The 12,373-nt window shown below is 66.3% G+C and carries 8 protein-coding genes; 3 read left to right on the top strand and 5 right to left on the bottom strand.

Annotated elements, in window-relative coordinates; genetic code table 11:
• The first annotated feature begins 207 nt into the window (after window positions 1-207).
• Window positions 208-2,109, top strand: coding sequence for an asparagine synthase (glutamine-hydrolyzing) (asnB, locus tag EGM71_RS02515; protein WP_188487611.1), 1,902 nt, complete (start codon window positions 208-210; stop codon window positions 2,107-2,109).
• 772 nt (window positions 2,110-2,881) lie between these two features.
• Here asnB and EGM71_RS02520 read toward each other — a convergent pair.
• Complete coding sequence (locus EGM71_RS02520) at window positions 2,882-3,229, bottom strand: phasin family protein (protein ID WP_188487613.1); 348 nt, start codon at window positions 3,227-3,229, stop codon at window positions 2,882-2,884.
• Window positions 3,230-3,345: 116 nt separating this feature from the next.
• Window positions 3,346-3,708 (bottom strand): 6-carboxytetrahydropterin synthase QueD, encoded by a 363-nt coding sequence (gene queD, locus EGM71_RS02525; protein ID WP_049444904.1) that lies wholly within the window; start codon window positions 3,706-3,708, stop codon window positions 3,346-3,348.
• Between the two features lie 192 nt (window positions 3,709-3,900).
• On the opposite strand from queD, the gene EGM71_RS02530 reads away from it, so the two are divergent.
• A complete protein-coding gene (locus EGM71_RS02530; protein WP_188487615.1) occupies window positions 3,901-6,540 on the top strand; it encodes a TonB-dependent receptor plug domain-containing protein in 2,640 nt (879 codons plus the stop codon).
• 74 nt (window positions 6,541-6,614) lie between these two features.
• Window positions 6,615-9,209: a M14 family zinc carboxypeptidase gene (locus EGM71_RS02535; RefSeq protein WP_188487617.1), complete on the top strand. Its 2,595-nt coding sequence runs from the start codon at window positions 6,615-6,617 to the stop codon at window positions 9,207-9,209.
• Between the two features lie 137 nt (window positions 9,210-9,346).
• On the opposite strand, the gene EGM71_RS02540 is transcribed toward EGM71_RS02535, so the two are convergent.
• From EGM71_RS02540 to EGM71_RS02550, 3 genes are all read right to left on the bottom strand, one after another.
• The gene (locus EGM71_RS02540) at window positions 9,347-9,970 is read right to left on the bottom strand and encodes an outer membrane beta-barrel protein (RefSeq protein WP_188487619.1); all 624 of its coding nucleotides are present in this window, start codon (window positions 9,968-9,970) and stop codon (window positions 9,347-9,349) included.
• A 94-nt stretch (window positions 9,971-10,064) separates the two neighbouring features.
• Window positions 10,065-10,688 (bottom strand): hypothetical protein, encoded by a 624-nt coding sequence (locus tag EGM71_RS02545; RefSeq protein WP_188487621.1) that lies wholly within the window; start codon window positions 10,686-10,688, stop codon window positions 10,065-10,067.
• 230 nt (window positions 10,689-10,918) lie between these two features.
• A complete protein-coding gene (locus EGM71_RS02550) occupies window positions 10,919-12,340 on the bottom strand; it encodes a DEAD/DEAH box helicase (RefSeq protein ID WP_094000509.1) in 1,422 nt (473 codons plus the stop codon).
• Between the last annotated feature and the right edge of the window lie 33 nt (window positions 12,341-12,373).

Below are 12,373 nucleotides of genomic sequence, written 5' to 3' on the forward strand. Positions count from 1 at the left end.
GCAACAACTTGGCGTCCAGCATAGCCTGTTGCTGTTACAAAACGTTACCTTCGTGATACGGCTGGTGACGATCGCTGACAGCAAAGCGACTGACGCCGCGCGGCCGGGCGCCGAGCATGGAGTCTCCTCCGTTCCGCGTGCCGTCCCCATGTCGCCCGCCGCCCCCTGCCTGCTGAACCCATCCCGCCGCCAGAGCGGAGGCTCCCGATGAGCGGCGTGGTCGGGGCCTGGCTGCCGCCCGCCGAGGACGAGCAGCTGCTGCAGCAGCTGGCACCGATGCTGCGGGCCCTGCAGCAGCGTGGGCGTGGCCGCATCGGCTACTGGACCGACGCCGAAGCCGGCCTCGCGCTGGGCCACTGCCGGGCGCCGACCGATACGCCGTTGCAGCCGCTGAGCTCGGACTGCGGTCGCTACGTGCTGTGCCTGGACGGCCGCCTGTACAACCGCGCTGACCTGCAGGCGCAGTTGCGCGACCTGCCACGCAGTTGCAGCGATGCGCGGCTGCTGCTGCAGGCGATCGTCGAATGGGGCGTGCAGCGGGCGCTGTCGCGTATCGAGGGTGCCTTCGGTTTCAGCGTATGGGACCGGGAGTCGCGCGTGCTGTGGCTGGCCCGTGATCCGGTTGGCGAGCGACCGCTGTATTACGGCTGGTACCAGGGCCAGTTCCTGTTCGCCTCGGAGTTGAAGGCGCTGCAGGCCTTCGCCGGTTTCGCGCCGAGCATCGACCAGGATGCGCTGAGCCTGCTGCTGCGCCACGACTATGTGCCGGCCCCGCACACCATCTACCGCGGTATCCACAAGCTGGTGGCGGGCGCGATGCTGCGCATCGATCTCAGCGACCATGCCGCGGGTTACTCCAGCCAGGCCGCGCAGGGGGGCGCGCGTTACTGGTGCGCACGCGACGCGATGCAGAGTGCACTGCAGGAGCCGCTGCAACCGGCGCCGAGCCTGGAACAGGCCACCGACCAGCTCGAAGCGGTACTGCAGAAGGCCATCGCTTCACGCATGCACTCGCCACTGGCCTGTGGTGCATTCCTGTCCGGCGGCACCGATTCCTCGCTGGTGACGGCGATGATGCAGGCCCAATCCACCCTGCCGATCGAAGCGTGGACGGTCGGCTTCGACGATCCTGGGCATGATGAGAGCGACTGGGCGTCGCAGGTCGCGCGCCATCTGGGTGTGCAACACCACCTGCACCGCATGGACGCGCGTCAGGGCCTGGACCTGCTGCAGCGCCTGCCGCAGGTCTGGTGCGAGCCGTTCGCCGATGCCTCGCAGCTGCCGACGCTGCTGGCCAGTGAACTGCTGGGGGCGCGCAAGCCGGTCGCGCTGACCGGTGACGGTGGCGATGAACTGTTCTTCGGCCACCCCAGCTATGGCCGCGCGCTGCGCAATGCGCGCCTGTGCGGTGGCCTGCCGGACTGGGTACGCGACCTGGCGCGGCGCAGCGGCAACCGCATGAATGTCGAACGCGGCCGCCTCGGTGGCTGGCGCGCACTGGTGGCCGAGGTGGCTGCCAACGATGTGGAAGGTCATTACCTGCAGCGCGTGACCCGCTGGCGGCAACCGGCGCAGGTGGTGCTGGGTGCGCGTGAGCCGGTGACGATCTTCCAGCAGCAGGACACGGCGCTGCCGGCCGAGGCGCGTATCCAGCTGTTGGATTTCCGCATGGACCTGGCCGAAGGCATCCTTGCCAAGGTTGACCGCGCGGGCATGGCGGCGGGCGTTGAAACCCGTGCGCCGCTGCTGGACATGGAGGTGGTGCGCCTGGCCTGGCGCCTGCCGCAGCACTTGAAGTACCACGACGGTGAGCACAAGCGGATTCTCAAGCACCTGCTGGCACGCTATCTCCCCGAGCCGCTGGTGTACCGCCCCAAGCGCGGCTTCGGCCCGCCGATGGCACGCTGGCTGGCGGGCCCTCTGCGCGACTGGGCCGAGGCGCTGCTGGACCCGCAGCTGCTGCGCAACCAGGGCTGCTTCGATGCAGCACGCGTGCGCGGCATCTGGGAAGCGTTCCTGCGTGGCGAACGCAAGTGGCACACGCACCTGTGGAACGTGCTGATGTTCCAGGCGTGGCACCAGCACTGGCACGGTGGTCGCGGGCGCTGAGCCGTTCCTGCATCGCGTGCGGTCGGTTCATTCTGCGCGGCGCAGAGCGGATGCCCTTGCGTACGAATGTCCTCCGGCGCCGGCCGTTGGCCGTCACCTCCCCCTTTACTTCGTACGCAAGGGCATCCGCCCTGCGTTCGAAATCTATCGGCGCTTTATTGAAGGCAGATTGATCGCCGCCTTACCCACCGCAAGCCGAGCCTCGTCGGGGCGGGCAGGGGTCTGGGCAAAGCAAAGGAGGAGGTGACGGCCAACAGCCGGTGCCGGGGGACATTTGCCCAGGCCCCTACCTGTCCCGGCTGGGCCCTTCAGTTTGCGGCGAATCAGGACGAAAACACGCGTGCGGCGGGTTCATTCTGCGCGGCGCAGAGCGGATGCCCTTGCGTACGAATGTCCTCCGGCGCCGGCCGTTGGCCGTCACCTCCCCCTTTACTTCGTACGCAAGGGCATCCGCCCTGCGTTCGGAGTTCGTCGGCGCCTCATTGAAAGGCGCCCGCGCGCGCTGCGCTCTCCTCACCGCATGCCGAGCCTCGTCGGGGCGGGCAGGGGTCTGGGCAAAGTAAAGGAGGAGGTGACGGCCAACGGCCGGTGCCGGGGGACATTTGCCCAGGCCCCTGCCTGTCCCGGCGGGGCCCATCAGTTCGCAGAGAGTCCAGACGAAGAAGCGCTCTTCAATCCGAACGCCAGGCAAAAAAAGACCCGGCAGAGGGAGGGATCTGCCGGGTCCGGATTGCGTGGGGGGAGGGACCCACGCAATGAGCGTTGCGTCGCGTCAGTGGTTGTTCGCGTCCGCCGTTGATTCGTTGTAGCCCTGCACCAGTTCGGACCAGGCCTTGCTGGCCTGCAGGCCGAGACCGACCACGTCCTGCTGGGCCTGGCCCAGCCGTTGCAGGTTGTCCTGCCACAGCTGTGCGCCCTTGTTGAGCGTCCCGGCCGCATCTTCGCCGCGGGCCAGTTCACCCAGCCAACCGCCGGTCGCGGTCAGGTTGCGCTCCATCACCTTCAGCTGCACGCCGAACATGCTTTCCGCGTTCTCCAACGCCAACCGGTTCGCACGCGTTGCCGCGGCGGCGAGCTGGCGGGTGGCATCACTGAAGCGATCGCTGAAGGCGGCGGCCATGGGGCATCAGGGAGTGGCTTGATGCAATGCAGCATACGCCCTTGATGCGGCAATGCAACAAAAATAACAAAGGCGCCCAGAGCGCCTTTGAAATGCCTTTCAGATCAATGGGTTGATCAGGCTGCCGGGCCGCGGTAACGGCAACCGGAGGTGCAGGTTTCGTGCACGGTGATCTCGCTCAGCGCCGGCAGGCTGGGCTTGAGTTCGTTCCAGATCCACACCGCCAGGTTCTCGCTGGTCGGGTTCTCCAGGCCCGGGATGTCATTGAGGTAGTGATGGTCCAAGCGATCGTAGATCGGCTGGAAGGCCGCCTTCACGTCGCCGAAATCCATGATCCAGCCGGTCTGCGCACCCGGCTCGCCCTCGACCTTCAGTTCCACCCGGAACGAGTGGCCGTGCAGGCGCGCGCACTTGTGCCCCGGCGGCACGTTGGGGAGGCGGTGCGCCGCCTCGAGCATGAAGACTTTGAAGATTTCCATGGCGCAATTGTACGCCGCGGGCAGCCGGGCAGCCTGAGTGGATGTTGGTCTTTCGTGAAGAAAGTCTTTTCATCCGGATGAAGAGATGATAGCTTCTCTTATATCCGTATGAAGAGATGTTATTGGCCGAACCCCGGCCGGGCATGGACTACTGCGGAACTTCGTCGCCCTTACCACCTCCCCCACATCGTCATGCCCAAGCACACCCTGCTCGTGGCGGCCCTGGCCGTCGCTCTGGCCGCGCCTTTGTCCGCCGCCGCCGAAACCTCCACCGACGCCAGTGGCGAAGCCAGCACCCTGGCTGCCGTGCGCGTCACCGGTTCCAACATCAAGCGCACCGATACCGAGGCCTCCAACCCGGTGCAGGTGATCGGCCGCCAGCAACTGGAACAGACCGGCAAGGCCACCGTGGCCGATGTGCTGCGCTCGATCTCGGCCAACACCGGCAATGCCAGCAACGAAACCACCAACAACGGCTGGGCCTCCGGCTCGGCCGGCATCGGCCTGCGTGGCCTGTCGCAGAAAAACACGCTGGTGCTGCTCAACGGCCGCCGCCTGGCCAACTACGGCTTCCCGGCCGGTGGCCTGTCCGATACCTTCGTCGACCTCAACGCGCTGCCGCTGGTCGCGGTCGAGCGCATTGAAGTGCTCAAGGACGGCGCCTCCGCGGTGTACGGCTCCGATGCCGTGGCTGGCGTGGTCAACATCATCACCCGGCAGAACTTCGAAGGCGCCGAGATCGGCGGCAGCTTCGGCGGTGCCGACCAGGGCGGCCTGCACGAGCAGAACCTGAAGTTCGTCGGCGGTCTCGGCGATCTCGACACCGATGGCTACAACATCCTCTTCAGCCTGCAGGGCTACAACCGCGAGCGCCTGGACCAGGACGAGCGCAACCTGACCAAGAGCGGCATCTACACCGATGCACCGGGTGGCCGCTGGAACGGCTGGTCGGCCAAGGGCGCGCGCTATCTGGTCAACGGCGTGTCGGTGCCGATGCTCGATGCCAATGGCAACTGCCCGACCGGTACCACCCGCGTTGCCAGCGCACCGATCGACGGCCTGGCCGGTGACACCTGCGGTTTCAACCAGGCACCGTTCACCACGCTGATTCCTTCGACCAAGCGCTACCAGGCCTACGCCAACGGTACTTTCCGCCTGAACGACAACGTCGAAGCCTTCGGCGAAGTGCTGTACAGCCAGATCAAGAGCGCCGCGTGGTTCGGCAGCAGCCCGTTCTTCACCCTGGAGAGCGGCCGCTTCGCACTGAACGCGAACAGCGGCCTCGCCGAGCCGGTGTCGTCGCTGCTGCCGGCCAACAATCCGTACAACCCGTATGGCCGTGCGATTCCGATCGAATACACCTTCTTCGACCTCGGCGGCACGATCAAGACCAACCGCTCAACCGCCTATCGCGGTGTGTTCGGCGTGCGTGGCACCACCGCCAACTGGGACTGGGAGGTGGCTGCATTCGGTGCGCGCAGCAGCGAGCGCGAGAGCGTGTCCGGCGGCTTCGCCAACCGCTGGGCGCTGGCCGATGCGCTGGCCACCGGCAGCTACAATCTGCTGGACCCGTCGGCCACGCCGCAGTCGGTGCGCGATTCGATCAACATCGCCACGCTGCGCCCGGCCGAGTCCAAGCTGCAGGGGATCGACGCCAGGATCTCCGGCAGCCTGGGCCACACCTGGGCCGGCGAAATTGGTTTCGCCGCTGGTGCCGAGTGGCGCCGCGAGAAGCTCGACTCCAACAACCCGTGGCAGATCGATGCCGGCCTGCAGGTGCGCCCGGCCATTGCCGAAGTGCATGGCCAGCGCCAGGTCAGTGCGGCCTACGCCGAAGTGAACGTGCCGCTGGCCTCGACCCTGGAGCTGTCCGCCGCCGCGCGTGCCGATCACTACGATGATTTCGGCGATGCGTTCTCGCCGAAGATCGGCCTGCGCTGGCAGCCGCTGGATTTCCTGCTGGTGCGTGCCTCCGCCTCGAAGGGCTTCCGCGCACCGTCGCTGTCGGAGAACTCCAACAGCACCAGCATCGCCTACGGCAGCGTGGTTGATCCGCGTGATCCGGACGTGCCGGGCTCGCGCCAGAACCCGACCTTCTTCACCGTCGGCAACAACGAACTGAAGCCCGAGCGAACCAAGAGCGTGAACTTCGGCGTAGTGCTGTCGCCGTGGGCCAACACCAACCTGAGCGTGGACTACTACCGCATCCAGCTGGACAACCTGGTCGGCACCAACAACACCCAGACCCTGGTCAATGACAACGTGGCCGGTGCCGTGCAGCGCGATGAGCGCGGCAAGCTGCAGGCGGTCTACAACCGCTACCAGAACCTGAGCGAGCTGAAGACCTCGGGCATCGATGTCGAGCTGCGCCAACGCATCCCGACCGCTGCGCTGGGTGACTTCACCGTGTCCTCGGCCTACACCCACGTGCGCGACTACCGTCGCCCGACCGTGGTCGGCGGCCCGCTGGTCGACTACGCCGGCAGCAACCTGGGCGCGACCCTGCCTAAGGACAAGGCGACCACCACGCTGGACTGGAAGTACGGCGACTTCAACGCAGCGGTGACGTGGTACTACACCAGCGGCTACCGCCAGGAAGCCAGCACTGCAGCGAAGGCCGTGCAGCAGCGTGTCGGCAGCTACAGCCAGTACGACCTGTACCTGGCCTACACCGGTATCGACAAGCTGACCGTGTACGCCAAGGTGCAGAACCTGGCCGACAAGACGCCTCCGTACGACGCCTCGTTCCCGGGCATCCGCGCGCCGTACGACTTCAGCCAGTACGACCTGCGCGGCCGCTACTTCACGCTGGGCTTCGATTACCGCTTCTGATCCATCCGCCGCGGCCGGTCACCTGTAGGGACCGGCCGCGCGACCGTCTGCCGTTGTGTTCCAGGGGAGTCACCGTGTCCTTGCATCGCCGTGCCGTTCTTCCGTTGCTTCTTGCCGTCGCCGCCGTACTGTCCTCGCCGCAGCCGGCGCAGGCGCAGAGCGCGTACTTCTTCCCGCAGGCCACCGACGCAGCGGTGTTCGATGCGGCCGTGCCCACGCCGGAGCAGTTCCTCGGCTATCCGATCGGCAGCTGTTACACCCGGCACGACCAGCTGGTGGCGTACTTCCAGGAACTGGCCAGACACTCGGACAAGATCAGCGTGCGCGAGATCGGCCGCAGCTATGAGGGCCGCCCGCTGCTGATCGCCACGGTCACTGCCGCAGGCAACCACGCGCGGTTGGAGCAGATCCGCCAGCAGCACGCGACCCTGGCCGATCCGGCGCAGCCACGCAGTGCGGCGGGCGACAGCCCGGTGGTCGTGTGGCTGGGCTACAGCGTACATGGCAACGAGACCTCCAGTGCCGAAGCGGCGATGCTGACCGCCTACTACCTGGTGGCCAATCGCAGCGCCGAAACCCAGCAGTGGCTGCAGCAGGCGGTGGTGCTGTTCGACCCGGCGCAGAATCCGGACGGCCGCGATCGCGCCGCCAACTGGCATAACGCGTGGGCCTCCGATCCGGCCTCGGCCGACCCGGCCGACAAGGAACACGTCGAACCGTTCCCGCCGGGCCGTACCAACCACTACTTCACCGATCTCAACCGCGACTGGCTGGCCCTGACCCAGCAGGACTCGCGGCCGAAGGTGGAGGTGTTCCACCAGTGGTATCCCAACGTGCAGATCGACTTCCACGAGATGGGCAAGGACAGCACCTACTACTTCGAGCCCTCGCCGAAGAGCATGCACAGCCCGCTGATTCCGCCGGCGTCGTACGAGTTCAACAAGACCCTGGCCAAGTACCACGCGCAGGCGCTGGATGCGCTGGGGTCGCTGTACTACACCGGCGAGAATTTCGACAACTTCTCGCCGGTGTACGGCTCTACCTATCCGGACTTCCATGGTGCTGTCGGCGTTACCGTCGAGCAGGCCAGCTCGCGCGGCCGCGTGCAGGAATCGGTGAATGGCCTGCTGACGTTCCCGTTCACCATCCGCAACCAGGTCGCCACCGGTCTGGGTACCGTGCGCGGTGCAGTGACCGAGCGCAGCGGCCTGTTCGACCTGCAGAAGCAGTTCTTCCAGAGTGCACTGAAGCAGGCCGCACAGCAGCCGGTGAAGAGTTTCGTGTTCGGTGATGCGCATGACCCGGCACTGACCCGTCGCCTGCTTGAACTGTTGCTGCTGCATCGCATCGAGGTGCGCGCGCTGGATCGTGCCGTCACTGTCGATGGCCAGCGCTTCGATGCCGGCAGCACCTACGTGGTGCCGGTGCAGCAGGCGCAGTTCCGCCTGGTGCATTCGATCTTTGCCGAGACGCCACCGATCAAGGGCGATGTGTTCTACGGCAGCACCAGCTACGCGATCGCACCGGCCTACGGCGTGGCCTTCGCCGGTAGCCGCAGCCGTGTCGACGGCGGTGCACGCGTGACCGTGCTGCCGGCGGAGCAGGGGGCCGTGCTGGGCGGCCAGGCCGGATTCGCCTATGCGATCGACTGGCGCGACTACAACGCCGGGCGCGCGCTGGCCGCGCTGCAGGAAAAGGGCGTGAATGTACGCGCGGCATTCCAGCCGTTCACCACCGCGACCACGCAGGGCGAGGTCAGCTTCGCCGCCGGCAGCCTGGTGATTCCGGTGGCCGGGCAATCACTGCAGGGCACGGCGTTGCTTGAAGCAGTGACGTCTGCCGCGCGCGCTGCCGGCGTGCAGGTGCACGCGCTGTCCAGCGGCCGCAGCCGCGAGGGCATCGACCTCGGCAGTGACGGTGTCAAAGCGCTGCGCAAGCCTGCGGTGGCACTGGTGATGGGCGAGGGCGTGGCCGCCACCGAAATCGGATCGGCGTGGTTCCTGCTCGACCAGCAGCTGCACCTGCCGGCCAGCAAACTGGACCCGCAGCAGCTGGGCAAGGTGCCGCTGGACCGCTACACCACCATCGTGCTGTCCGGTGGTACCTACACCGGCGTCGATGCCACGGCTGTGGCTGCACTGAAGCGCTGGGTGCAGGCCGGTGGTTCACTGGTGACCTACGGCAGTGCCTCGAAGTGGGCGATCGAACAGAAGCTCGCCGACGGCGAGGTGCTCGGCAAGGAAGAAGATGCAGCTGACGAGAGCCGTCGCGCGTTCGGCGATCAGCGCGACATCGCTGCGATCGAGCGGGTCAGTGGCAACATCCTCAGTGCCGACGTGGATACCAGCCATCCGCTGGCATTCGGCGTGCCGCGCCGGCAATTGGCGATCAACAAGGAGAACACGGTGACGCTGCAGCCGAGCACGAACCCGTTCTCGACGGTGGTACGCATCGACGCCCCGCCGCGGGTGAATGGCTATCTGTCCGAGCGCAATCGTACGCGGGTGGCAGGCAGCGCGTGGCTGCTGGTGTCGGCGCAGGGGCAGGGCAACGTGGTGCTGTTTGCCGATGATCCGGCGCATCGCAAGTACTGGCACGGCACGGATCGGCTGCTGATCAACGCGATCTTCTTCGGGAATCTGGTGAATCCGAGTAAAGCGCGGGGTTGAGGCGTTTGGCGCAGGCTCCACGCTCCTGCGCCTGCGCCGCGTCAACCGTTCACTCCAAGACCATGCGGACAACTGGCAAAAGAGGGGCGAGGCGTAGACAACGTTCCTAGGCCACGCCCCCGCACAGCGGGCAGCAACTAGAAGCTGGCGCGTACGCCCGCCCTGTACTCGGATGTGTCCTTGTCGAACTGGCCTTCCAGTACCACCCCCCACCTATCGGTGATGTTCAGCTGTCCGCCCACCACGCCGTACCAGCGGGCATCCTGCCCGTCACCGCCATTGGCGTAGCCGCCCTTCAGCCAGCCTTCGATCTGCTCGGTGAACCTGCCGCGCACACCCACCATGCCCACTACCTCGTTGAATCGAGAGGTCTGGCGGGAACGTGCATCGCCGAGGCGGTAGTCCGACGTCGCCGAACGGTGATTCCAGGCAAACTCGCTGGTGAAGTCCAGACGGTCGCTGATCGGTGCGTGATATCCCAAGCCCAGGTACGGAACGTCGAGCGTGGTTTTTACCCGCGCAGCGCCCCGGCGGTCACTTCCGCTGACGCGTGACGCGCCGGCGATTACATGGAACTGTGGTGTGACCGCGAACGAACCGCGGGCATAGCCGCCATCTGTGGTGAAGTCAGCGGCGTTACCGGCATCGAGCTTCAGTCGGTTCCAGCCACCCTCCACATAGGTGTAGCTGAGCTCATCGCTGGCCGACGCCAGCAGCGGTGCTGCCAGCAGCAGGCAGGTTGGCAGGAGCATCTTGCGCATCGTTCAAGTCCTTGTGTGAAGCGGGAGCGCGGTGAATTGCCGGCCCATGCCGCAGCGCCAGTCCGTGCAGTCACCGGATGAACAAAGGCTTCGATCAGAAGCTTGCGCGAACGCCCAGGCGGTACTCGGCGAAGTCGTCGTAGAACTGGCCTTCGGCAACCACGCCCCAGGTGCGGTTGAAGCTGACCTGGCCACCGATGGTGCCCGTCCAGGTGCCGTCGAAGTTGTTGTTTCCGTCGATGTAGCCTGCTTTGATCCACGCTTCGGTCTTTGCCGAAGGCTTGCCGCGAAGACCGACATTGCCGACGGCGGTATTGACGGATGCCTTGTTGGTGTAGGTCACGCCATCGAAGCTGACTTCGTCCTTGCCGCTGCGGCGGTTCCATGCCAGGTCGGCGGTGAAGTCCAGCCGGTCGCTGATCGGCATGTGGTAGCCAATGCCCAGGTGGGGTTGGTCGAATGTGGTCTTGACGCTGGAGTAGGCGTAGCGGGTGGTATCGGTCACGCGCGACCAGCCACCGAACACGTTGACCTGTTCGGCGATGGCGAAGGAGCCACGTACATAGCCACCATCGGCCTTTGGATCGTTGAGGGCATTGGAGCTGATCTGGAGCTGGTTCCAGCCGCCTTCCACGTACGTGTAGCTCATGCCGTCGCTGGCCATGGCAGTCAGTGGAGCGCTGAGCAGCAGCGTGGATACCAGGAAAATCTTGCGCATCATGCTTGTCCTTAATCAGATAGCCATCCAGACCGGGACGTGCAGGGACGTGGCCCGGCTGCGACGTCATGTCGCCGGCCGAGTCTAGCGAAATTTCACGCGACGTATACGTCGCCCATGACGGCGTTGACAGCGGGTATCGCTACATTCAGGAAGTGCCTGATTCCTGACGCGCAGAAAAAAAGGCGCAGCTTGCGCTGCGCCCCTTTGTGCGTTGCAGGTGCGGAGGATCAGCCGGCGCGACCGCCGCCGTTGCCACCCTGGCCGCGGCCACGGCCGCCACCATTGCCGCCACCGCCACGACGCTGGCCCTGACCGGCGCCTGCGCCTGCACGCTGCTGGCCATTGCCACCACCCTCGCGACGGCCGCCACCGGCCTTCTTCGGGCCGGCATGCGCATGGCGCGGCGCATCGCCGTGCGGACGGCGCGCGTGGCTCTTGCGCGGTGCGCGCTCGCCGGTATCGTGCTCGGCCTTGCCCGGCGCACTGTTGCCCCAGCGGATCGGCGTCTGCAGCTCGAAGCCCGGCACATCGCGGATGTCCATGTCGCGGCCCAGCAGGCGGGTGATCGCGCGCAGCAGCTTCACTTCGTCCTGCGCCACCAGCGAAATCGCCTGGCCGGTGGCACCGTTACGGCCGGTACGGCCGATGCGGTGCACGTAGTCCTCGGCCACCATCGGCAGGTCGAAGTTGATGACCTTCGGCAGCTCATTGATGTCGATGCCACGCGCGGCGATGTCGGTGGCCACCAGCACGGTCACGCGGCCGGCCTTGAAGTCACCCAGTGCACGCAGGCGCTGGCCCTGGCTCTTGTTGCCGTGGATCGCCGCGGTCTTGATGCCGGACTTTTCCAGGAACGTGGCCAGCTTGTCGCTGCCGTGCTTGGTACGGGCGAAGACCAGGGTCTGCTCGCGGCTGTCCTGCGCCAGCAGGTGCAGCAGCAGGTCGCGCTTGCGGCTGCCATCGACCGGGTGCACGCGGTGGGTGATGGTCTCGGCCACGGTGTTCTTCGGCGTCACCTGGATCTGTTCCGGGTTGCGCATGAACTCCAGCGCCAGCTGGCGGATGTTGTCCTCGAAGGTGGCCGAGAACAGCAGGGTCTGGCGGTTCTGCTTCGGCAGCTTGGCCAGGATGCGCTTGATCGACGGCAGGAAGCCCATGTCGAGCATGCGGTCGGCTTCGTCCAGGATCAGCACTTCGATGCCGGACAGGTCGACGCTGCGGCGCTCAAGGTGGTCGATCAGTCGGCCCGGGCAGGCCACCAGCAGGTCCACGCCACGGCGCAGGATGTCCAGCTGGTTGCCCATGCCGACGCCGCCGTAGATGCAGGCGCTGGGGATGCGCAGGTACTTGCTGTAACCACGCAGGCTGTCATGCACCTGGGTCGCCAGCTCGCGGGTCGGGGCCAGGATCAGCGCGCGCGGCTTGCGCGGGCCGGCGCGCACTTCCTGCGAGGCGGTGCCCAGGTGCTGCAGCAGCGGCAGGCCGAACGCAGCGGTCTTGCCGGTACCGGTCTGTGCGCCGGCCAGCAGGTCGCGACCGGCCAGCGCCAGCGGGATCGCCTGCTGCTGGATCGGGGTCGGGTTTTCGTAGCCCTGCTCGGCGAGCGCGCGCAGCAGGAAGGGCGCCAGGCCCAGCGATTCAAAAGACATTGAGTTTGCTCCAAGTACAAGAAACGCCTGTCC

The organism is Stenotrophomonas maltophilia (assembly GCF_006970445.1).
In the GTDB taxonomy this organism is placed as follows: Bacteria; Pseudomonadota; Gammaproteobacteria; order Xanthomonadales; family Xanthomonadaceae; genus Stenotrophomonas; species Stenotrophomonas maltophilia_AU.